The sequence below is a fragment of the Aeromonas fluvialis genome (genome assembly GCF_000819885.1).
Taxonomy (GTDB): domain Bacteria; phylum Pseudomonadota; class Gammaproteobacteria; order Enterobacterales; family Aeromonadaceae; genus Aeromonas; species Aeromonas fluvialis.
On the sequence record NZ_CDBO01000004.1, the window covers coordinates 43,509 to 65,825 of the forward strand.

20 protein-coding genes and 3 pseudogenes are annotated in these 22,317 nt (G+C 58.5%); 9 read left to right on the forward strand and 14 right to left on the reverse strand.

Annotation, left to right across the window (positions count from 1 at the left end):
• Positions 1 to 30 precede the first annotated feature (30 nt).
• Together BN1125_RS00480 and BN1125_RS00485 are read left to right on the forward strand one after the other, a co-directional pair.
• The gene (locus tag BN1125_RS00480) at positions 31 to 753 is read left to right on the forward strand and encodes a 4'-phosphopantetheinyl transferase family protein (protein ID WP_042009763.1); all 723 of its coding nucleotides are present in this window, start codon (positions 31 to 33) and stop codon (positions 751 to 753) included.
• Complete coding sequence (locus BN1125_RS00485) at positions 750 to 1,598, forward strand: tetratricopeptide repeat protein (RefSeq protein ID WP_042009764.1); 849 nt, start codon at positions 750 to 752, stop codon at positions 1,596 to 1,598. Before BN1125_RS00480 ends, BN1125_RS00485 begins: the two co-directional genes overlap by 4 nt.
• A 152-nt stretch (positions 1,599 to 1,750) precedes the next feature.
• Here BN1125_RS00485 and BN1125_RS00490 read toward each other — a convergent pair whose 3' ends face one another.
• Both BN1125_RS00490 and BN1125_RS18785 read right to left on the reverse strand, forming a co-directional pair.
• Positions 1,751 to 1,993, reverse strand: coding sequence for an Lpp/OprI family alanine-zipper lipoprotein (locus BN1125_RS00490; RefSeq protein WP_005334342.1), 243 nt, complete (start codon positions 1,991 to 1,993; stop codon positions 1,751 to 1,753).
• Between the two features lie 224 nt (positions 1,994 to 2,217).
• Positions 2,218 to 2,319 (reverse strand): annotated as a pseudogene (locus tag BN1125_RS18785) (3,4-dihydroxy-2-butanone-4-phosphate synthase); the annotation flags it as partial.
• Between the two features lie 331 nt (positions 2,320 to 2,650).
• Here BN1125_RS18785 and purU point away from each other — a divergent pair.
• Positions 2,651 to 3,487, forward strand: coding sequence for a formyltetrahydrofolate deformylase (gene purU / locus BN1125_RS00500; RefSeq protein ID WP_042009770.1), 837 nt, complete (start codon positions 2,651 to 2,653; stop codon positions 3,485 to 3,487).
• Between the two features lie 79 nt (positions 3,488 to 3,566).
• Here purU and BN1125_RS00505 read toward each other — a convergent pair whose 3' ends face one another.
• Both BN1125_RS00505 and cls read right to left on the reverse strand, forming a co-directional pair.
• A complete protein-coding gene (locus BN1125_RS00505) occupies positions 3,567 to 4,829 on the reverse strand; it encodes a DUF945 family protein (RefSeq protein WP_042009773.1) in 1,263 nt (420 codons plus the stop codon).
• A 105-nt stretch (positions 4,830 to 4,934) separates the two neighbouring features.
• The gene (gene cls, locus BN1125_RS00510) at positions 4,935 to 6,416 is read right to left on the reverse strand and encodes a cardiolipin synthase (RefSeq protein ID WP_042009775.1); all 1,482 of its coding nucleotides are present in this window, start codon (positions 6,414 to 6,416) and stop codon (positions 4,935 to 4,937) included.
• Positions 6,417 to 6,511: 95 nt separating this feature from the next.
• Between cls and BN1125_RS00515 the strand changes: the two genes are divergently transcribed.
• Positions 6,512 to 7,054 carry a YceB family lipoprotein gene (locus tag BN1125_RS00515; RefSeq protein WP_042009776.1) on the forward strand — a complete coding sequence of 181 codons (543 nt, stop codon included), beginning with the start codon at positions 6,512 to 6,514 and terminating at the stop codon, positions 7,052 to 7,054.
• A gap of 5 nt (positions 7,055 to 7,059) precedes the next feature.
• Here BN1125_RS00515 and BN1125_RS00520 read toward each other — a convergent pair whose 3' ends face one another.
• Positions 7,060 to 7,500, reverse strand: a complete 441-nt coding sequence (locus tag BN1125_RS00520) for a GNAT family N-acetyltransferase (RefSeq protein WP_042009777.1) — start codon at positions 7,498 to 7,500, stop codon at positions 7,060 to 7,062.
• A gap of 404 nt (positions 7,501 to 7,904) precedes the next feature.
• On the opposite strand from BN1125_RS00520, the gene BN1125_RS19810 reads away from it, so the two are divergent.
• Positions 7,905 to 8,636: a lytic transglycosylase domain-containing protein gene (locus tag BN1125_RS19810; protein ID WP_042009778.1), complete on the forward strand. Its 732-nt coding sequence runs from the start codon at positions 7,905 to 7,907 to the stop codon at positions 8,634 to 8,636.
• Positions 8,637 to 8,705 (forward strand): annotated as a pseudogene (locus tag BN1125_RS19815) (IS200/IS605 family transposase); the annotation flags it as partial.
• 72 nt (positions 8,706 to 8,777) lie between these two features.
• Here the strand turns inward: BN1125_RS19815 and BN1125_RS00530 are convergent.
• Entirely contained in the window at positions 8,778 to 8,987 is a 210-nt protein-coding gene (locus BN1125_RS00530) for a DUF1653 domain-containing protein (protein WP_042009780.1), read from the reverse strand.
• Positions 8,988 to 9,375: 388 nt separating this feature from the next.
• Here BN1125_RS00530 and BN1125_RS00535 point away from each other — a divergent pair, with 388 nt between their 5' ends.
• Entirely contained in the window at positions 9,376 to 10,590 is a 1,215-nt protein-coding gene (locus BN1125_RS00535; protein WP_042009781.1) for a pyridoxal phosphate-dependent aminotransferase, read from the forward strand.
• Between the two features lie 63 nt (positions 10,591 to 10,653).
• On the opposite strand, the gene BN1125_RS00540 is transcribed toward BN1125_RS00535, so the two are convergent.
• The 6 genes and pseudogenes from BN1125_RS00540 to BN1125_RS00565 form a co-directional block, all read right to left on the reverse strand.
• A complete protein-coding gene (locus BN1125_RS00540; RefSeq protein ID WP_042009784.1) occupies positions 10,654 to 12,129 on the reverse strand; it encodes a YfcC family protein in 1,476 nt (491 codons plus the stop codon).
• Positions 12,130 to 12,292: 163 nt separating this feature from the next.
• Entirely contained in the window at positions 12,293 to 13,486 is a 1,194-nt protein-coding gene (gene fabV, locus BN1125_RS00545) for an enoyl-ACP reductase FabV (protein WP_042009787.1), read from the reverse strand.
• Between the two features lie 151 nt (positions 13,487 to 13,637).
• On the reverse strand, positions 13,638 to 14,225 hold the full coding sequence (locus BN1125_RS00550) for a histidine phosphatase family protein (RefSeq protein ID WP_042009790.1): 588 nt from the start codon (positions 14,223 to 14,225) through the stop codon (positions 13,638 to 13,640).
• 154 nt (positions 14,226 to 14,379) lie between these two features.
• On the reverse strand, positions 14,380 to 15,033 hold the full coding sequence (locus tag BN1125_RS00555) for a helix-turn-helix transcriptional regulator (RefSeq protein ID WP_042009834.1): 654 nt from the start codon (positions 15,031 to 15,033) through the stop codon (positions 14,380 to 14,382).
• A 65-nt stretch (positions 15,034 to 15,098) separates the two neighbouring features.
• A pseudogene (locus tag BN1125_RS00560) lies at positions 15,099 to 16,297 on the reverse strand (L-cysteine desulfidase family protein); the annotation flags it as partial.
• An 11-nt stretch (positions 16,298 to 16,308) separates the two neighbouring features.
• Positions 16,309 to 16,692, reverse strand: a complete 384-nt coding sequence (locus tag BN1125_RS00565; protein WP_033136725.1) for a RidA family protein — start codon at positions 16,690 to 16,692, stop codon at positions 16,309 to 16,311.
• A gap of 582 nt (positions 16,693 to 17,274) precedes the next feature.
• Between BN1125_RS00565 and BN1125_RS00570 the strand changes: the two genes are divergently transcribed.
• Entirely contained in the window at positions 17,275 to 17,580 is a 306-nt protein-coding gene (locus tag BN1125_RS00570; protein ID WP_042009807.1) for a hypothetical protein, read from the forward strand.
• 62 nt (positions 17,581 to 17,642) lie between these two features.
• On the opposite strand, the gene BN1125_RS00575 is transcribed toward BN1125_RS00570, so the two are convergent.
• Positions 17,643 to 17,831: a hypothetical protein gene (locus tag BN1125_RS00575; RefSeq protein WP_042009809.1), complete on the reverse strand. Its 189-nt coding sequence runs from the start codon at positions 17,829 to 17,831 to the stop codon at positions 17,643 to 17,645.
• Positions 17,832 to 18,115: 284 nt separating this feature from the next.
• Positions 18,116 to 20,017: a biosynthetic arginine decarboxylase gene (gene speA, locus BN1125_RS00580; RefSeq protein WP_042009810.1), complete on the reverse strand. Its 1,902-nt coding sequence runs from the start codon at positions 20,015 to 20,017 to the stop codon at positions 18,116 to 18,118.
• A 1,012-nt stretch (positions 20,018 to 21,029) separates the two neighbouring features.
• Between speA and pepT the strand changes: the two genes are divergently transcribed.
• Positions 21,030 to 22,253: a peptidase T gene (pepT, locus tag BN1125_RS00585; RefSeq protein ID WP_042009813.1), complete on the forward strand. Its 1,224-nt coding sequence runs from the start codon at positions 21,030 to 21,032 to the stop codon at positions 22,251 to 22,253.
• Positions 22,254 to 22,317: the final 64 nt, after the last annotated feature.

Below are 22,317 nucleotides of genomic sequence, written 5' to 3' on the forward strand. Positions count from 1 at the left end.
TGCTTCACCACTCTTTTAAAGTGAAATAATATGATCGCCACTGATCTTTTTCTGTTAAACACTGCCGACGTTGCCTCGCAATCACTTATCGGGCTTCCTGACCTCCTTTCGGTAGATGAGCGCCAAAAATGGCAGCAAATGAGCCATGATGTTCGCCGTCAATCCTATCTGCTGAGCCGCGCCTTACTGCGCCAGCTACTGGCACAAAAGTTGGGCACATCGCCGGTCAAGCTGGCATTTTGCCAGGGAGAGCATGGCAAACCGCAACTGCAAGATGAACGATGGCACTTCAATCTGAGCCACAGTGGATCCTGGTTGGTGTTGGCGCTCTGCCCGCAGGGGCCAGTTGGGGTCGATATCGAGCTGGGCAAACGACGCCATAATATCCTCCCTCTGGCTCGCCGCTTTTATGCACAGAGTGAATATGAGTGGCTCTGCGCGCTGCCCGCTCAAGAGCAGGAGATCGCCTTCTACCGATTCTGGTCGCGCAAAGAGGCGGTGCTGAAAGCTCACGGTGGGGGCATCGCTGCGGGGCTGGAGAAGGTAAGGTTTATCCCGGATGAAGGATGGCGACTCGACAACCGGCTCGATGACACCCCTTATCAGGTACAGGATTGGCCCTTGGCCGGGGGCTGGCTCAGCCTTGCCGCCGCAACAACGCCAGTGAACCTTTACCGACTGGATGAGCGCTTGAATTGCCACGCCATCAACCCCATGTTACTCCACACCCTTGCTGAAGAGTCCAACCCATGATCGTCGACATTACTCCCCAGAACTTTCACGCTGAACTTATCGATGCGTCCATGAAGAAGCCGGTCGTCATCTATTTCCATGCTCCGCAAATGCCGGAGTGTCAGGGGATGACACCGTTGATCGAGTCTCTGGTTGGGCCTGCCAACGAGCAGGTCACCTTGGCCAAGGTGGATATGAACGATCCCCAACTGCAACCGTTGGCCAGCCAGCTCGGCCTGCGCGCCCTGCCTGCTCTGGTGCTGTTCCATCAGGGACGCCCTGATGAACAGGGGATCCTCGAAGGGCCGCAGGATGAAGCCACCCTGCGCCACTACTTCGCCGCCTTCGCCCCCAAGGAGGAGGAAGAGCTGTTGGCCAAAGGACAGCAAGCGCTGGCTGACGAGCAGCCCAGCGTTGGTTACGCCCATCTGACCAAGGCACATCAGCTGGCCCCTGAACGTCACGATATCAGCCTCTGGCTCATTCAGGCGGCGCTCGACCTCAATCTGCTGGAAGAAGCGCAGGAGCGGCTCGGCACCATCCCCATGGTGGCGCAAGATGGTCACTTCCATACCCTGAGCTCACGACTCGCCCTGGCGCTGCAAGCAGCGGACAGCCCCGAGCTGCGCGCACTGGAAGCTCGTCATGCAGAACAGCCTGATGATTTTGTCCTGACTCAGGAGCTGGCGGTGCAATACAACCAGGCAGGCCGTCAGGAAGAGGCGCTGGGGCTGCTGCTGGAGATCCTCAAGCGGGACTTGGCCTTCGGCGATGCCAGAAAGACCTATCTCGATATTCTGGCGACCATGGGCAGCACACCGGCGGCACAGAGCTACCGTCGCAAACTCTACAGCCTGCTCTACTGATCGGGATCGAACTGGCTGGTAATGATGGGGGAGTGCCGGGAAACCGGCATGACCTCATGGGTAAAGGTCAAAAGAGTGAAGTGCGAGCGGGAAGATGGTGATTTTCAGGCAAAAAAAAATGGCGCATAACTGCGCCATTTTTTTCGCATGGATTACTTCTTGTAGGAAGTAGCCATGTTGTCGATGCGCTGGTTAGCACGCATAGCTTCTTGCTTGGCTTCGGCAACATCAGCAGCGATTTTGGACTGATCAGCACGAACTGCGCTAACATCTTGAGCCAGCTGGTCAACTTTGTTAGACAGATTCTGAACGGAAGTTTCCAGTTCGCTGGTGTTTGCACAACCGCCCAGCAGAGCGGACAGACCAACAACACCTACCAACAACAATTTTTTCATTTTTAAAGCTCCCTTGAACTCGCCAGACGTTTAGCAAGCGGCGTGATTATGGCACAAAAAAATCCTACTTTGCATAGCCCCCACCACAGATAAATGCATTAAAACCCTCATTTTTTTCGAACGAACACTTTTTGTACGGTTTCGTCTAAGAAATGAGTGCCACATGATGGGGACACAGACAAAGGTTAACCAAATTTTTGCCTTAATACAATTTCGTATGAAGCTCAGGCAGTACGTTCTGACAACAACTGACGATATTGCACCAGATCCTCGATGGTCAGCACCGGCATCCGGTGCTTGCGACCGAATGCCACCAGGTCCGGCAGACAGGTCGGGCGCTCGCGGGCTCCCCGAGTCAATCGGGATACCGCGGTGGGAAATTGCACCCCGCCCTGAGAATAAGCGCAGACAGCCGAAAGAAAAACGGTTGCAGATACCAGCCAAAAACCCCCGCAGGCGGAAACGCGTTTCAACATGGCGCCCAGGATCGTGCTCTTCAGCCCGCTAGCGCGTGAGGCCATGACTGGCGAATTGCTTTATGACGCGGATCGGTTTATGGCATAGTGCCCGAAACAAAAAACAGTGCCCGAAAAAGAGCCTGAACAACGCAGCCTGCGCAGACAGCGGCACCAACACCACAAACGGAAAATGACAGAGATGGAAAAGAAAATACTGCTGACGGATTGCCCGGATGCCAAAGGGCTCATCGCCAAGATCACCAACATCTGCTACAAGCACCAGCTCAACATCATCAAGAACGATGAGTTCGTGGATCACGAGAACGGCCGTTTCTTCATGCGTACCGAGCTGGAGGGGCGCTTCAACGACGAGACCCTGCTGGCTGACCTCGATGATGCCCTGCCCACCGGCGCCCAGCGACGTCTGGTCAAGGCGGGCAAGAAGCAGATCGTCATTCTGGTGACCAAAGAGACCCACTGCCTCGGCGATATTCTGATGAAGAACTACGCGGGCGCGCTGGATATGGATATCGTCGCGGTGATCGGCAACTACGACACCCTGGCCGAGCTCACCTGCAAGTTCGACATACCATTCCATACCGTCAGTCACGAGGATCTGAGCCGCACCGAACATGAGGAGCAGGTACGCGCCATCATCGATAGCTACACCCCAGACTATGTGATCCTGGCCAAGTACATGCGGGTGCTGACCCCGAGCTTCGTCGAGGCCTACCCGCGCAAGATCCTCAACATCCATCACTCCTTCCTGCCCGCTTTTATCGGCGCGCGCCCCTACCGGCAGGCGTTCGATCGCGGGGTCAAGCTGATCGGCGCCACCGCCCACTTCGTGACCGACGATCTGGATGAGGGTCCTATCGTCGAGCAGGACGTAATCCACGTTGATCACACTTTCAGTGCCGATGCGATGGCCAAAGCGGGCCGTGACGTGGAGAAATCGGTACTGAGTCGTGCGTTGGAGCTGGTATTGAACGAACGGGTATTCGTCTACGGCAACAAGACGGTGGTCTTCAAGTAAATCGCCCACACGGCACGTATGCAAACGCCAGAAACAACAACGGCTCCCGCGGGAGCCGTTGTTGTTTTTGCGCCACATATCAGAGCGGCCTATCGTTCACCGTCACCTCACCCTTATCCAGCGACAGTTTGGAAGTTAGCACTTGCTTCTCGGCTTTCAGATAGCCCATAAGGGTCAGCTGATCGAGCATGGGGGCCAGTTGCGGCACGGCCTTGCCCAGTTTGTTGCTCAGCGTTGCCTGCAGCTGACCGCTCAGTGCCTGCATCCCCTCCTCACTATTGAACAACTGTTCCAAGGAGGTCGATGCCAGCGTGAGATCACCTTTCACCGCCACCGCCTCGCCATTGAGCCTGGCACTGAGGTCGGCCAGCTCCAGAGTCGCTCCCCGTTTGAGTATCTTGTCCAGCGCCTGCTGGATGGCCACGTCGTCAATCCCCTTGCCACCCGCAGCCTGCACCCCCTGATACCCTTCGAGATCCAGCCCGTTGAGATTGAGTGCCAACTTGCTGTCGGTCACTGCCAGCGTGTCGATCTCGTTCTCCAGATCAAGCTTGGCGATCTTCATCTGATAACTGCTGGAGAGGGTCTGGGCATCCTCGCCGATCAGCCGAGTCTCGGTCGTCATCCCTTGCAGGGCGACCCGGATACTGTCAGGCAGTTGCAGAGTGAGTGCGGAGAGACTCATCTCACTCTGTGGCGAGAGAAAGACACCGCTGATCTCGGCGATGTCGGCACTCCCTTTCAGGTCGGCCAGCACCAAATCCATCTTGCTCTGCTCTTCGTGAACCGTCATCCCCTGCCAGGTCATGGTGAGGTGACCATTTCCCTCCAGATTGCCATGGAACTCACCGCTCAGAGGCAGGAAACTGAACTCGTCCAGCCCCTGCTTTACCTTGAACTCATTGACCCAAAAGCGGCTGCTATTGGCCTGGGTCCAAAGGCTGGTAGCCGACTCCAGGCCGAGTTGCCACTGTTCCATGCCCAGTGCGGTAAAGACTGGTGCCAGGGTGCCGTTATGGGTATCGAGCTGGAGGTGGCTCTTGATGTAGAGCGGCAGGATCCGGTTATTGACCACCAGTTGCAGCTCGATGGGCTGACTCTCCCCCAATTCGCTGTCGATGGCAGCCAGCTCCTCGGGCGTGATCACCACCTTCAGGATGCCATCACGGGTAAAGAGGTTGCTGCTGCCTGGCTGCCACTGTATGTCGAGCCCGCTCTCTTTCTCCACCCTGGCGATCTGCTCCGCCAAGATGTTGTCGAAGCTGTTGCCTGTGTACCAGCACGCCGCCAGACCGCCGCCAACCAGTGCCGCACCCACGGCGAGGGCCACTAACTTTTTCATAACCATGTGTCTCCAAAGCGTTGTCGCTGCACTCTACGGGGCGGACTCGGGGCTAGGCAAGTCCAATCAGAGGGCGAGCCCACTTTCTTGCGGCTCGCCACCCCATCACAGCAAGGGGCTGAAGAGATAGAAGATGTTCTCCATCGCCTTCTTGTACCAGGGTCGCGCCCGCCACTTGACCAGGGTCATCGGGGTGGCTTCCGCCATGTAACCCTGCACCAGCCGGGTCATCTGGGCCACGAACGAGGGGTTGTCCACCAGCAAGGTCACCTCGAAGTTGAGCCAGAGGCTGCGCCGGTCGAGATTGACCGTTCCCACCAGAGCAAAGTCGTCATCCACCAGCACGCTCTTGGTATGGAGCAGTCCGGCATCGTAGCGATAGATCTCCACTCCCGCCTCCAGCAGCTCCTCCATAAAAGCGTTACAGGCGTAATTGGCCATGATGGAGTCATTGCGTGCCGGCAACACCAGCTGCACCTGCACCCCGCGCGCCGCAGCCGAACTGAGTGCGGCTGCCAGCGGGTCATCCGGGACAAAGTAGGGGGTCGTCAGCACCAGATGGCTGCGCGCCTGATAGATGGCCAGCAGCAGGCTCTGCTGAATGCAATCACCGCCAACGAACGGGCCTGAGGGGATCAGCTGGGCGCGGTAGTTGGTCTGGGGCCAGGCCTCCGGATCATGCTGCAGGCTGTCGAGCAATCGCTCGCCAGTCTCTACCTCCCAGTCCCAGACGAAGATCGACCACATCAACGGCACCATGGGCCCCTGCACCCGGATCATGATATCGACCCACTGGCCGACCCCGGCATCCCGCTTGAAAAAGCGCGGATCCACCATGTTCATGGAGCCGGTGTAGCCCACCTTGTCATCGATCACCACCAGCTTGCGGTGCATCCGCAAATCCTGCCGCTGGAAGGGGATACGCCAGGCGCCGACCGGCAGCACCTCCACCAGCTTGACCCCCGCCTTGCGCAGCTTTTTCGGCCATCCTGAGCGGAAGAAGTGCTTGCTGCCCACCGAGTCGAGCAACAAGCGACAATCCACGCCGCGCCGCGCTACTTCCATCAATGCCTCGCACACCTCATCGGCATCGCCGCCAGGGTGCCAGATATAGAACTCCAGATAGCAGGAGAGGGTAGAGCGGCGGATATCCTGAACTATCTCACGAAGGATCTTTTCGGGTCTACTTAGCAGCGTCATCCGGTTGCCGGAAAGCATGGGCATGGCCAGTCGCCCCAAGATCAGATCGTGCAATGGCTGAGCCTTCTCTCCCACCTCGCAGCAGTGCTGGGGGAAGAGGCGGGCAAGCTGGCGGATCCAGATGGCATAAGGACTATACATGGCCTGCGCCCGCTCGGCACGCCGGCGCCCCAGCTTGATTTCACCAAACAACAGGTAAAAACCGACGCCGGCAAATGGGATCGCATAGATCAGCGCCAGCCAGGCCAGCGACACTCCGATGGGGCGGCGCTTCATCACCACCCGAAATGAAACCCCCGCGACAATAACGGTATGAAAAAGCAACAGCAGCCAGCCCAGAAAACGGGAGAACAGCAGGTGGAAATCATGTTCCAGACCGTTTAGCAACGGTAACTCCTTCTCATCAACAAACAGTGGTTGGCAGATCCTGCCAGTCAGGAATGGTATGCTGTAAGGCAAATCCATTCTATCAGGTTGCTCCCATGATTCTGCAATCCATGCTGCTCAGCCTGGCCATGCTAGGCCAAGGCTCATATGACATCAATGAGCAGCAGATCAATCAGTACCTGCAATCCCAGGTACAAGTCGACAAGCAGCTGGAGCTGCCCGGCATCATCAAGGCCCATGTGAAACTAGAGCAGAGCGATGTCCAGATTGGCCGTCTGCAGCCCGACACCGCCCGGGTCTATGGTAAGGGCACGCTCAAGATCGCCCTGCCCGACAATACCCAATATGATGCTCGCCTGCAGATGACCTATGAGGCCAGGCCCCGCTATGACAAGAGCCAGAGCGCACTGTTTCTCGACAACATGAAACTGGTGGAGTACAAGCTGGAACCGGAGGCGGCAGAGAGAAAATTCGGCATGATGCTCGGCATGCTGCTGCAGAGCATGGAAAAGCGGCTTGAGAGCAAACCGGTTTACCGACTGGACGACAAGGATCCGCAACAAGCCTGGCTGAAAGAGAACCTGCTGGGTTTGGAGCTGTCACCGGGCAAGATCCATCTGCTGACCAAACCCCGCTAAAGCGCTCAATTCAGCAGGGGCTGGGTGGGATCCCGAACCAACAGCTCCACCTGATAACCCTGCTGCTGTTGCTGCTCGTAAAGGAAGAAGAGTGGCCCGCGCAATTGGTTGAGGGAGATATCGGCAAAGCCGGCCTTGAGATAGAAGGGCTTCTCGAAGGGCAACACCTGACAGACTACCGGCTTGTCGGCCAGACCGCGACAGGCGCGCTGCAACAGCCGTGACCCCAATCCCAGCGACTGGTAATGTGGCAACAGACGAAAGCCGCACAGATGATAAAACTCCTCCTCGTCCCGCAACCGTACCGCCCCCACCAACCAGTGAGCATCACGCACAACAAATATCCGCTCGGCCAGATCCGGCACATAGTGGGAAAACGTCGTCTCGTAATAGTCCTTGATAAGGGAGAGGTCGGCGTCATAGTACTCCTCGAAGATGAGTTCCATCGCCAGCTTTCCTGACACAAAAAATCCTTTTTAATCAATTGCTAAAATGAATTTTGGCTAGCTAGTCAGACCAGCTTACGCAAGCAAGATAGCATGCATTTAATTAACAAAAAAGCAGACTCGCAGGGACGCTTCAATAAAACGGTCATGGTCATTGGCCACCGAAAAATCCCGCCTTTAGCAGATGCCCCGTAAACCCTCGCCCAATCGGGCGGGGATATAAGGGGAGCAGTCAGCGCCTATCCTGGCCATCCCCCGCATCCCCCTGCCCACTCGACCAAACCCCCGTCCACTTCACACCGCCCTGTTTGTGCGCTTGTTCTGCCCTCGCCATGGTGCTTTACTCAACATGATAATCCAAGGAATGCAGTGGCATAGAAGGAGTGTGACGGTTGAAAGCATGGATGCTGGCAGGCCAGATATGGTTGATCCCCTTGAGCGGATGGAGCCAGACCCCCCCTCCCGCAGAGGTGGTCTTCCTGACCACGGCCCCCTCCCCAGAGCATCCGCGCAATGATGCCACACCCGTCCCACAACCCGACACCACTCAAACGGCGGCCACCAGCGGCAAGAAGCAGATCCAGGTCTATAAATCGGTGCAGCAAAATGGGGTGGTACGTTACGCCGATATGGCGCCTGAACAGGGCCATTACGAGCTGCTGCTGTTCAACGACTGCTTCGCCTGCGATCCCAAATCCGGCGTCAACTGGCAGACCACAGGGCTGTTTCTCTATGACTATGCCAGCACCATCAAGGCAGCCGCCAAAACCTATCAGGTTGAGCCTGCGCTGATCAGGGCGCTCATTCACGCCGAATCGGCTTTCAATCCGCTGGCTGTTTCCCGCAAGGGCGCGATGGGACTGACCCAGCTGATGCCCGCCACGGCACGAGAGCTGGGGGTCGGCAATGCCCTGCTGGCGGAGCAGAATATTTTCGGTGGGGTGAAATACCTGGCGGGTCTGCTCAAGCAATATAACGGCAACATAGCGCTGGCGACTGCGGCCTACAATGCTGGCGCGGGCGCGGTGCAAAAACATGGCGGGATCCCTCCCTATGCCGAAACGCGCGCCTATGTGGCGCGCGTCCAACTGCTGCATCAGCGCTACAAGGAGATGCTGCAGGCCAAGGGGCTCTGATTTGCGGGCTCTTGCGGCGGTGCGCCGCTGGAGGTGATTAAGCAATACATTCAAAACCAGCGGGGCTGACGCCTCGGCGAAATGCCCCTCCCACCTACATCGGTGGGAGTCCCCCTTTCGCATTAAGAAGGTGGCTGTGGCTCACTTGACCGGTGTAAAGCGGCTGACCACCTGCCCCTGATGCTCAATCCACTCCATGAACATGGCGACGGGGCGGGCATAGACCTGACTATCCTGCTCGGATTGATAGATCACCAGCGGCTCGCCGGTTTCGGTGTGTCTGGCCAGGGTAAGCACCTGATAGTAACCCCCCTTGAAGTGACGATAGCGGCCGGGTGTGGGTGCATGCATGGGATACCTCTGCAGATAGAACAGGACGAAATGAGGGGAGGATCGCGCTGACCAGCGTCAGTTGTCACCGCTTTTTCTCGTCAGGATGGATGATAAAGGGGATTTTTGACGCAAGCCAATCGTGCCAGAGAGCGTGAAGATTTCAACACAGTAGAGTAGCTTTGTTAATCACTCCCCCATCTTTCACTGGTGAACCTTGCCAGACACAAACGATTATGCTGAATTTAACTTTTTAATAACTCTGTTTTGGGGCTAAAAATCAGGAATTTCTACTAAAAAGAAGATTGTTCTAGCATTCAATTCTGTGAAGAATAGGGGAAAGAATATTTGATACTAAAAACCGCCTTTTTCGCCAACGCGTCCCCGTGGGGAAGGAATCACTGTCACCATGTTCACAATCGACAAGTCGCACAAGCTCGACGATGTCTGCTATGACATCCGCGGCCCGGTGCATAAAGAGGCTCGCCGTCTCGAAGACGAAGGCCACCGCATTCTCAAGCTCAACATCGGCAATCCGGCCCCGTTCGGCTTCGATGCGCCGGAAGAGATCATCAAGGATGTGATCCTCAACATGCCGCTGAGCCAGGGCTACTGCGACTCCAAGGGGCTGTTCTCTGCCCGTAAAGCGGTGATGCAGTACTACCAGCAAAAAGGGATGCGCAAGGTCGATATCGACGACATCTACATCGGCAATGGCGCCAGTGAGCTGATCGTGATGGCGATGCAGGCGCTGCTCAACAACGGCGACGAGATGCTGGTGCCCTCCCCCGACTACCCGCTCTGGACCGCAGCCGTCACCCTCTCCGGTGGCCATGCGGTGCACTATCGCTGCGACGAAGGGGCCGACTGGTATCCGGATCTCGACGACATCCGCGCCCGCATCACCCCGCGTACCCGCGGCCTGGTGCTGATCAACCCCAACAACCCGACCGGTGCCGTCTACGGCAGCGAGTTCTTGCTGGAGGTGATCGAGATTGCCCGCCAGCACAACCTCATCATCTTCGCCGACGAGATCTACGACAAGATCCTCTACGACGACATCTCCCACACCAGCGTCTGCACCCTGTGTGACGATGTGATGGTGGTGACCTTCAACGGCCTCTCCAAGGCTTACCGCGCCTGCGGCTTCCGTCAGGGCTGGATGGTCATCACCGGGCCCAAGGGCCGTGCCAAGGGCTATATCGAAGGGCTGGAGATGCTGGCCTCCATGCGGCTGTGCGCCAACGTGCCGATGCAACACGCCATCCAGACCGCGCTTGGTGGTTATCAGAGCATCAACGAGCTGATCCTGCCGGGCGGCCGCCTGCGTCGTCAACGGGACAAGGCATGGGAGCTCTTGAACGAGATCCCCGGGGTCTCCTGCGTCAAGCCCAAGGGGGCGCTCTACATGTTCCCGCGCCTGGATCCCAAGGTGTATGACATCCGCGACGATCAGAAGATGGTATTCGACCTGCTGCAGCAGGAGAAGCTGCTGCTGGTGCAGGGCACCGGCTTCAACTGGCCGGCGCCGGATCACTTCCGGCTGGTGTTCCTGCCCCGGGAAGAGGAGCTGGAAGAGGCCATCGGCCGCCTCGCCCGCTTCCTCAAGGGCTACAAGCAGTAAGCAAGGCTCATGAAAAAGGCTCCCGCGAGAGCCTTTTTGTTATCTGTGGTTGTATCCGTGCCATCAGCCGTGCAGCAGGGCACCGGCCACCAGCACCGCCATGGTGATCAGGGCTACACCGATGATAAAAGGCAGCACCCAGCGCACGAAGCGATCGTAGGGGATCTTGGCGAGCGCCAGCCCAGCCACCAGATGGGCGGCGGTGGGGGCGAACAGGTTGATCCAGCCGGAGGCGGACTGATAGGCGGTGATCACCAGATCCCGGGAGATGCCGGAGAAGTCCGCCAGCGGCCCCATCAGCGGCATGGAGACGGTCGCCAGCCCCGAGGTGGAGGGGATGAAGAAGCTCAGGATGATGTGCACCAGATAGGCCATCAGGATGAACACCGACGAGGAGAGCCCGCTCACCAACCCCTCGGCCCAGTGCAAGATGGTGTCGATGATGACGCCCTGCTCCATCACCACATAGATGCCACGCGCCACCGCCACTACCAGCGCCACCCCGATCAGATCCCGAGCGCCGCTCAGGAAAGTCGCCACGTAATTGGATTCGGGCATCCGGTTGATCAGCGCGATCAGGATGGAGGCGCTGAAGAACAGGGTGGAGAGCTCGTCGAACCACCAGCCCAGGGTGGGCAGCAGGTCGATGCCCAGATCCGACCAGGGCACCACCGCATAGATCATCAGCAGGAAGGTGCCGAAGAAGACCAGCATGGTGAGCTTCTGCTTGCCGCTGAAGGCGAGGTTGCCGCTCTTCATCTGGGAGAACTCGTCGTCATAGGTGATGTCGGCCAGCACGGAGCGGGACTTGTCCTGCTGCACCTGCTTGGCGTAGCGCATCACGAACCAGGAGGCGAAGATCACCAGCAGCAGCCACTGGATGACCCGCAGGCCAATCCCCTCACCGATGGGGATACCGGCAAAACCGGAGGCGATGCCGGTGGCAAACGGGTTGACGGTGGAGGCAAGCACCCCGACCCCGGAGCCAAGCAGGATGATCCCCGCCGCCACCATGCGATCGAAGCCCGCCGCCATCATCACCGGCACGATCAGCGCCCAGAAGGCCACCGTCTCCTCCGCCATGCCGAAGGTGGAGCCGCCGAGGGCAAACAGGGCGATCAGCACCGGAATGAGCAGCCGCTCACGGCCAGCGAAGGCACGCACAATGGCCCCTACCCCGGCATCGAGCGCCCCGCTTTGCATGGTCACCGCCAGAAAGCCGCCGATGATGAGCACGAACAGTGCCACGTCGGCCGCCTTGTGAAAGCCCTGAATGGGGGCCTTGAGCACCTCGAACACCCCTTGCGGGTGGGCGGGTAGCTCGGTGTAGCTGCCGGGCACCGGCAACAGCCGCTCGTCGCCGCTGTAATCTGCCACGGCCGCTGCAGCAACCGGCTGCTGGGTCTTGGCGGTGACGTAGTCATATTTGCCCGCTGGCAGCACCCAGGTAAGGGCGGCCATCAGGGCGATGATGATAAAAAGCAGGGTATAGACAGTGGGGAGTTGGCGCTTCTTGGGCGCCTCGTTTGGAGTGGTCATAGCTTCCGTTCCTCGGCAATGCCGTCTGTGATCCGATCAGCGCAAGACTAGCGGGTTTGATATGGGAAAAAGGTGATCGCTGATAATAAAATTCCGCTAATTAGCGGAATTTTTGCCAAAAAAAACAGGGCCCCGCGGGGCCCTGTCTTCACTTGAGTCAGACTCAGAGTTCGACCACGTCGAATTTCACGTCCGGATTCACATCCGCATCGTAATCGACCTCGTCCAGACCGAAACCGAACAGGCGCAGGAACTCCTGCTTGTAGCCGGTGTAATCGGTCAGCTCGGAGAGATTCTCGCTGGTGATGGACGGCCACAGGTCGCGGCAGGTCTGCTGCACGTCTTCGCGCAGTTCCCAGTCATCCATACGGATGCGCGCCTGATCGTCCAGCGCCATGTCGGACGCGTAGAGACGGGTGCGCATCATGCGATCCACCTGCTCCATGCAGCCCTCGTGAATGCCCTTCTCCTTCATGATCTTGAAGGCCATGGAGATATAGAGCGGCATCACCGGAATGGCGGAGGAGGCCTGAGTGACCACGGATTTCAGCACAGCCACGTGAGCGGTGCCGCCCTTGGCTGCCAGATCGCCACGGATGGCGGCAGCGGCGCGGTCCAGATCTTCCTTGGCGCGGCCCAGAGTGCCATGCCAGTAGATTGGCCAGGTCAGATCGGTACCGATGTAGGAGTAGGCCACGGACTTGGCGCCGTCAGCCAGCACACCGGCATCACGCAGGGCAGCCATCCACAGCTCCCAATCCTGACCGCCCATCACTGTGATGGTGTTCTGGATCTCTTCCTCGTTCGCCGGCTCGACGGTAGCGGTGATGATCTGATCCTTGTTGGTATCGATGGCGGTGGTGGTGTAGACCTCGCCGATGGGTTTGAGGGCAGAGCGCACCACTTCGCCGGTGTCCGGCATCTTGCGCACCGGAGAGGCCAGGGAGTAGACCACCAGATCAATCTGACCCAGATCCTGCTTGATAAGCTCGATCACCTTGGCGCGGCACTCGCTGGAGAAGGCATCGCCGTTGACGCTCTTGGCGTAAAGGCCTGCCTCTTTGGCTGCCTTGTCGAAGGCGGCGGAGTTGTACCAGCCAGCGGTGCCGGTCTTGGACTCGGTGCCCGCTTTTTCAAAGAAGACGCCGAGGGTGGCGGCGCCGCTACCGAAGGCAGCCGCAATCCGGGAGGCCAGGCCATAACCGGTGGAAGCGCCGATCACCAGCACCTTCTTGGGACCATTCTCGATGGTGCCCTTGGCTTTGGTATAAGCGATTTGGCGACGAACATTGGCTTCACACCCGACCGGATGAGTGGTGGTGCAGATAAAGCCGCGAACCTTGGGTTTGATGATCATATTGGGGTCTCGGATCCGTTTAATGGATGAAATCGGGGCATAAGATACCTCATCTTGCGGCGATAAGGTGCTCTGATGTGTTGAACTGCGGCAAAAATGAACGTCCGGGGCTGGTCCCCCTCCCCCATGACAGGGTGGCCACCAAGATAAACTAGCAGGCAATCCGGGTAATATGACCATCCTGCAGCCGGTAGAAGGCATCTTGCGGCAGCTCCTGCCTCCAGATCGCGTCATAGTCGAGATCGGCATAGACGCCACGCAACATGGCACCCAGCAGGCCGTGGGAGATGACGATGGCCCGCTCGGAGATAACAGGATCCCGCAACCACTGTTGGACACGGCGCTCAATGCTCTCGAACGACTCCGCCCCCGGCGCTTGCAGATACCAATCTCCCTTGCCGGTGTCGAGTTCGGGGTGAGCGAGCCGCAGCGCCGGGATCTGACAGCTCTCCCACTCCCCCATCCCCAGCTCCATCAAGCGATCGTCCCAGACGATGCGATCCGCCGCCAACCCCAGTTGCTCGCATACCAGCAGCGCAGTCTGGCGGGCACGACCGAGCGGGCTGGCATAGATGGTCCAGCGGGCGGGATCCGCCAGTTCGGCGGCAAGGCGCCGCCCCATGGCGATGGCTTGCGCCTCGCCCTTGTCAGTCAGCTCGGAGTTGCAACGCCCCTGCAGACGCTGCTCGGCATTGAAGCGAGTCTGGCCATAGCGCAGCAGATAGATGAGTCGAGACATGATTTCTCCAGCACGTTCAGAGAGATAGAAAAATAAAGGGGGAAGATGATAGCAGATGAGCCCGAAGGATGGCCCAAATAGAGAAGCTAAAACGGGCGTAAAAAACGGGTCAGGGTTGACCCGTTTGCTGCCAATTTGGCCAGAGTGTGTCGGCTCAGCCCTTCTTGATCTCCCGCAGATAGCGGTAGATAGAGTGGACCGAGATCCCGAGCTGGCGCGCCGCAATCTGGGCACTGTCTTTTAACTCGAAGATCCCCATGTCGTGCAGCTGGTTGACGATGACCCGTGTCTTCTGGGACGGGGGCACCGCCTCGTTGCCGCGCACCTCGGCACTGACGGTGTCGATGGTGCTGTTGAGCGCTTCGTCGATGTTGCGGGCGAACACCTCCGGGGTGGCATGGCTCTCGTGGGGATGCATGCACTCCGGCATCATGGTGCGCAGCACGGATTGCAACGGGGCATCCATGTCGCTGTTGATACAGAGCAACCCGATGGCCCTGTGCTCCCCGTTGCGGATCACGGTGGTGATGGAGCGCAGGGTCTTGCCGGTGGCACACTTGGTCATGTAGGGGCTGGAGATATCCTGCCCGCTCTTGAGCTTCATCATCGCCAGATTGGTGATGGGAGCGCCGACACTGCGGCCGGTGATATGGCCGTTGGCAATCTTGACGATCGAGGGATTGCGTATATCCAGACTGTGGAGCAGCACCTCGGTGTGCTGGCCATACATGGCGGCGATGCCGTCCACGATGTTCTCCATCGATTTGAGGATCTCAAAATCACTCGGACTCAACTCTTGCAGCTTCACAATGGGACCTTCTTGCAAGGGTTGCTGCACGCGAGGGGATGGCAGTGCAGCAACCGACAGGGACATCAGGCGGACATGATATCAATAACGGTGGTGTCTGTGGCAGACATGCCTTCCTTCACCATCTGATCCACGTTGCCTGCCACACTTCCCTGACCCGATACCGAGTGGCTGTTGAGGGCCATCAGGAAGCCGCGTACTGCCGCGCCGGAGGGGGTGCTCACCTTCATGGCGCAGGAGGCTTTCGCCCCGTCGCACATCAAGCCGGCACTGTCGCTCAGCACGTTCTGGCTGGCGAAGCAGGATTGCTTAAAGCTGCCGCCCGCCAGATAGACCATGGCCATGGAGGCGGCCGCACTGGTCACCGTGTTGCCGCAGAAGGCCGACAGCGGCAGATAGTGGGACTTGATATAGATGGCGCCCAGATGGCTCATGATGAGGGCGCGAGCCAGCTGCTCTTCGCTGGCCGCAAAGCGCTCGGCAATCACCATCACCGGAATGGTGGCGGCAATGCCCTGGTTGCCGCTGCCGAAGTTGCTCATGGCAGGCCGGGTGGCGTGCCCATGCAGGCATCGGAAGCGGCCGCCGTCATCCTCACGATGCGGTTCATCACATCCTCGCCGATAAGACCGGCATCGATGTTCTGCTGAATGATGCGGCCAATCTCCAGGCCATAGGGGTTGTTCATCCCCTCGGCAGAGAGCTTGCCGTCAAGTTCGGAGGCCTTGAGGATGAACGTGATCTGCTCGAACGCCACCTGGGTGGCGAACTCGAAGATGGCGGCGATGCTGATATCGACGTCATCGCAGATGGAACCGGTGGCACCGCTCTGGCTCTGATCGGCGGTCAAGGTCACAGCACCATCGCGGCGCTGCTCGACGATGCGGGTATGACCACCACACAGGGTCACTTCGGCGCGGTGCTCCTCACCCTTGTCATCCGTGCCATAGATGGTCACGCGGCAGAAGATAAACTCGGGGGCGGCGGTGCGGCTCACCTGCACCTTGTCGGCATCGTTCAGTGTCTGGGCTCGCGCCACCTGCTCTGACTGAATCGCGGCCAGCGCCTCCAGCCCGCCATCGGCATTGCCACCGAGTGCGCCGGCGGCGGCCGCAATGGCCAGACCGATCTTGCCGGTGCCCGGTACATAGACCCCCATCGAGTTCTTGTAGAGATTATCCGACACCGCCAGCTCGCTTTGACCGGGCTAACACCCCAGTTGCCGGGTGGCAACTGGGGCGGCATAGGCGGCGATTGGTTCGGATTTTATCAGCATTAACGAGCGATATGGGCGATCGCTTCCACTTCAACCTTGACACCCATCGGCAGATCCTTCACTGCGAAGCAGCTGCGCGCCGGACAATCTTTCTGGAAATAGTCTTTATAGACCTCGTTAAACGCAGCAAAATCGCTGATCTCTGCGAGGTAGCAGGTGGTTTTGAGCACGGTATCCAGCGAGCCGCCAGCGGCTTCCAGCACGGATTTCAGGTTTTCCAGTGACTGGCGGGTCTGGGCGGCAATGCCCCCTTCCACCACGCCTCCTTGCTGCTTGCAGACCGGCAACTGACCGGAGGTAAAGATGAGGTCGCCATAGGCCGTGCCATGACTGTAGGGACCGATAGCGTCAGGTGCCGCTGCTGCTGTGATGATGCGTTTCATATAACCACTCCTGTTCGTGCAATTTTTTTTGCAATCATGAATCTCATTCCGTTCAACATTATTTGCTTTTTATTTTAATTATTCAACAGAAACACACAAAATTGGTGTTCATAAGCACATTAAAGCCTCAATAGAAACCACTTACGCCATCCTGATTTGAAAATAAGTACTCTTATGGGTATCACCTACAGCCATTTAATTAAAATATATTTGCACCAATTTCCGACATACCTACAAAAAAGAAGGTTTTAATGGACGCGCATAGCACGACACTCGCCAGTCCCGTGATGGACGCACTGGAATGGAAAGAAGCGGTTCGCCTCGACAGCTCGGTGACAAGCCGGGCTCAATATGAGCCCGGCCTCACGCCTGCCCACAACGTCTCAGTTGGACGGTTCATCCAGAAAATCCCTGCGCCCCACTTGCCGGGCAGACGCCAACAAAGTAGTCTCGAACGAAAACAAAATGAGGCATTCCCGACGCGCACTGTCTGTGATATCGAGGGAAACCAAGCCGCCTGCGAGCCACAGACTAAAACCAGCGTCACATCATCTATCACCCGCTTCAGGCGAGGATTTATCCATGGCCAGATACCAGTTTTTTACCGTTCCTGCATCCAATCGGCAGCAATACACCTTTATCGACATGGCATCTCCGACTTTTCTACATGAAAAGACGGCGTTGCTGACGCAAGGGTTCGAAGTTGAGGAGGACTTTATTGACGCAACCAGCCCACGAGAGGCCGTCGAGAAGTACCAATCCAATTTTCTCTATGTAGCGGACGAGATTGGCAAGTCCGATAGCACCTACGCCGCGGCCGTCGCCATGCTGGAGATTGGCAAGGGGCTACTGGGTAATAAAACCCGCCGAGATAAGCTGCAGCGGTAAAGCGTGGTGGCCATCGTGGCAACGCACCCGATGGCCATATGGTGAGACATCAATTCGGTGATTCAGAAGCGCCCCAGCTGCTGGAGCATCTCGATCAGCTCCTCTTCGCTGCTCGGCTCATAGGCCAGCTGAAGGCACGGGGCGGCGCCTCCCATCAGCAGGTAAACGTTGGTGCTGCAGTGGTCGTAGTGATACCACTTACCGTCGATACAGACGTCGGTATAGCATCTCGGGTCCCTTTTCAGTTCCATATGCACATCCTTTTGTTACATCCCATCAACATCACTTCTGACCGTAGAGTAACCGGTGCAGATCAGGCTTGATGCAGATCAAGGAAAACAGCGGACAAGGGCGGATATCTGCCCGAACTGTGGCCTGCGGATGCCCCGAGCCACCATCGGTTATCCGAATGAAGATGGGTCGAGCGCCCCGTCATATCGCCGGATAGCCCCCCGGCAACAAAAACGGCGCCCGCAGGCGCCGTTTTTTATTCCCGTCATGTTGTTTCCACCGACGGGGCAAACAAGCCAGAGGCTTATTCGTCTTCGAGATAGGCATAGCCTTGCAGGCCCAGCTCCAGCTCGTCGAGCAGGGCTTTGCGGGTTGCGTCGTCCAGCGCCGGGTGGGAAGCAATCCGCTGGTAGTTCTCGCGGATAACTGACGGGTCGATGTTGACGTAACGCAGCAGCTGGTCGACGGTGTCGCCGCGCACCACGTTGCGAATGTCCATCTTGCCTTCGTCGTCCAGCCACACTTCCGCGCAGTGGGTATCACCGAACAGGTTGTGCAGGTCGCCCAGGATCTCCTGATAGGCACCCACCAGGAAGAAACCGACGTAGCACTCTTCATTTTCGCCGTAGACCGGCATCGGCAGGGTACTCTCGACCCCCAGACCGTCGACGTAGTGCTCGACCTGACCGTCGGAGTCGCAGGTGATATCCATCAGGATGCCACGACGGCTGAGCGGACGCTCGAGGCCAGAGAGCGGCATCACCGGGAATACCTGACCGATACCCCAGGCATCCGGCAGGGACTGGAACAGGGAGAAGTTGGCAAAGCACTTGTCGGCAAGCTTCTCGGAGAGCTCGTCAGCCAACGCACGGTGGTTGCGGTTGACCGGGTTGAGCAGCTCTTTCAGTGCCAGACAGGTGTTCTGGTGCAGCATCTCGGCCCAGGCGCGCTGCTCGAGGTTGAGCAGGCCCATGGTGTACTGGGTGTTGACGTCCGCCAGATCCGCCACCGAATCGTGGAAGATCTCCAGCAGGGAGGGATCCTCACCGCGCAGATCCAGCCACCCTTTCCACATGTTCTGCAGAATGGTCGGGGCATCTTCGTCCGGCGCGTTGATGTCGTTCATTTCCACCCCTTCGGCACCAATGATATTGGTCACCAGCACGGCGTGGTGGGCGGTCAGGGCACGGCCAGACTCGCTGATGATGGTCGGGTGCGGCAGGTCGAACTCGCGGCAGACATCGCCGATCCCCCACACCACGTTGTTGGCGTACTCGGAAAGGCTGTAGTTGGCGGAGCAGTGGCTCTGGGAACGGGTTCCCTCGTAGTCCACGCCCAAGCCGCCGCCCACATCCACTACCTCGATGTTGGCACCGAGGCGACGCAGTTCAGCGTAGAAACGGCCGCACTCGCGGATGCCGCCCTGAATGTCGCGGATGTTGGCGATCTGGGAGCCCAGATGAAAGTGCAGCAGTTGCAGGCAATCCAGCTTGCCCAGCCCGCGCAGACGCTCGATCAGCGCCAGGATCTGGGAGGCAGAGAGACCGAATTTGGACATGGAGCCGCCGCTCGATTCCCACATGCCGGAGCCGGTGGAAGCGAGCTTGGCACGCACCCCGATATTGGGCTTGATGTTGAGACGAGCTGACTCGTCCAGCACCATTTCCAGTTCGGAGGGCTTCTCTACCACGATGTAGACCTTGTGGCCCATCAGGTTGCCCAGCAGAGCGTGGCGGATATATTCGCGGTCTTTGTAACCGTTGCAGACGATCACCGAGCCTTGCTCATGATGATGGGACAGCACGGCCAGCAGTTCCGGTTTGGAACCAGCTTCCAGGCCAAGCCGGGGCTTGTCGCTGTAGGACTGGCTGATGGTCTCGATGACACGACGCTGCTGGTTTACCTTGATCGGGTAAACGCACAGGTAGTCCCCTTCATAGCCTGACTTCTCGATGGCCTGACCGAAGGCATTGAACAGCGCATCAACCCGGCTCTTGAGGATGTCGGGGAAGCGCAACAGCACGGGGGTGGTCAGCCCGGACTGACGCAACTGTTCGATGGCATCAGAGATGACGATATGCGCGTCAGGGCGTGATTTGTCGGGGGCGACGGTCACATGACCGGCGTCATTGATATTGAAAAAACCCGCACCCCAGTAGGGAACGTTGTAGACCTTCAAGGAGTCCTTGCTGGACCAGTTAGTCATGGGCTATGCCTCGCAAATGAGCAGCCGGTGGCCGCCTTCGTTACCCTCAATCACATCCAGACCATCTAGTGCAAAGTGCGGCGGGCGCTGCCATCACGAGACGCAGCCACAACCAAACCTGCGCTTTGCACATCGCGGCAAGCCAGAGGCTGCCTGGTGGATCTTGGGGAAGTAACGAGTCTTGATGTGGGGCTGGTGGCTTTACATCAAGCTCAACGGTATGCGGTGCCACTATGCCGTGGCGCCGCGGTACTTTGATGACAGACGACATCAGCCACGTCGTCCGTTCATCATTCGGCAGCCATCACGACAGCAGGAGAAGGTTCCAAGGAAGAGAAGCGAAGGCGTCAGCACGCATGCGTGTTGATAGACGACAACAACTACAGCCAGCCCACCGCCAGTGACCGCCCATGACAAGGGAAGATGATGAGCCGGTGGCCCACTCGGTCAAATGAAGGATAAGAGTCTGTTGTTCTCCCTGATACCGGAGCCTAACCGGTATTAAAGAAACCATTCCCCAGCAGTGTCTGTCGTTTCTGCGTGCCTCGCCCTATAGGCGTATGATCGGTCGGGTGTCTGGTGGCGCTGCCGGCTTCAGGGTTGCCCTTGGATCGGCGCGGAGTGTACACACTTACCGCGGGCAGTGACAATAAAAAATAGTGTTCAAAATCCCCTTTTAATAAGTCGATCAAATCTTGCTGGCAGGCAGGCGGGCTCTGGGGTGGCGCAGGTTATGCGACAGCTCGCATTCCCCTTGAAAAGTGTGTGAAAAGGCCATAATCGGGCTAATCCCTTGCTGTGCGGTCGCTGGCAGGAATTTGGCCACCACCGCCAGCGCCTAAATATCGCGATAAATGCCACATTTATGCGATGCCCCTCCCCCGAGGTTGCGCCGCGCGCCACACGCCCCCTCCTCTCCCCTTGCGTCAATAAATGGAAAAAACCTGCGCTGACGCAATGAGTGCTGCTGATGAATTGGCCAAAATGGCCGCTCACTACCGGAGGCTGATTAATGGATACCCTGCTTGAGCGTTTCTTGCGTTACGTGTCTTTTCATACCCGCTCTGACGAGACCAATCCCGCCTGTCCCAGCAGCGAAGGCCAGCTGGTCTTTGCCAGAGTCCTCAAGGAAGAGATGGAAGCCCTGGGGCTGACCCGGGTCACCCTGGACGAGCACGGCTACCTCACCGCCTGCCTGCCGGGCAACCAGCCAGAGGCTCCCGCCATCGGCCTGATTGCCCACATGGATACCGCCGATTACGAGGCCGAGCAGGTGGTGCCCCAGCTCATCGAAAACTATCAGGGTGGCGACATCTGCCTTGGCAAGGGTGACGAGGTGCTCGCCATCCGCGACTACCGCTTCCTGAAAAACTATCTGGGACAGGATCTCATCACCACTGACGGCACTACCCTACTGGGGGCCGACGACAAGGCGGGCATCGCCGAGATCCTTACTGCCATCGATCACCTGCAAGCCCACCCCGAGATCCCGCGCGGCGATATCTGGGTCGGCTTCACTCCGGACGAAGAGATTGGCCGCGGCGCCAACCTGTTCCCGCTGGACAGATTCCCGGCCAAGTGGGCCTATACGGTAGATGGCGGCGAGCTGGGGGAGCTGGAGTATGAAAACTTCAACGCCGCCAGTGCAACCATCCGTTTTGTCGGCAACAACGTTCACCCCGGCACCGCCAAGGGGAGCATGATCAACAGCCAGACCCTGGCAGCCCGCTTCCACGCCGCCACGCCGGCCGAGCAGACCCCGGAGTGTACAGAAGGGTATGAGGGCTTCTTCCATCTGGCCCAGATGAGCGGCACCGTGGAGGAGAGCACACTGCACTACATCATCCGCGACTTCGACGACCAGCAGTTCGCCGCGCGCAAGGCCGAGCTGGAGAACCGGGTCGCAGCCCTGCAGGCCGAGTACCCCAAGGCCCGCATCGAGCTGACCCTGACCGACAGCTATCGCAACATGCGCAGCCAGATTGAGCCGCACATGCATATCGTCGAGCTGGCTCGTGCCGCCATGGAGGCCGCCGACGTGGTGCCGAAGATCAAGCCCATTCGCGGTGGTACCGATGGCGCCCGCCTCTCCTTTATGGGTCTGCCCTGCCCCAACCTCTTCACCGGTGGCCACAACTTCCACGGCAAGCACGAGTTCATCCCGCTGCAATCCATGGAAAAAGCGGTCGCCACCCTGGTGGAGCTGGTACGCCTCACCGCGGCCTGGCGCGCATAGCCCCTTGGCTACAGAATGGCGGATCCGGGCAAACCGCCCGGATAGACCATCACCGCAGGCGGGA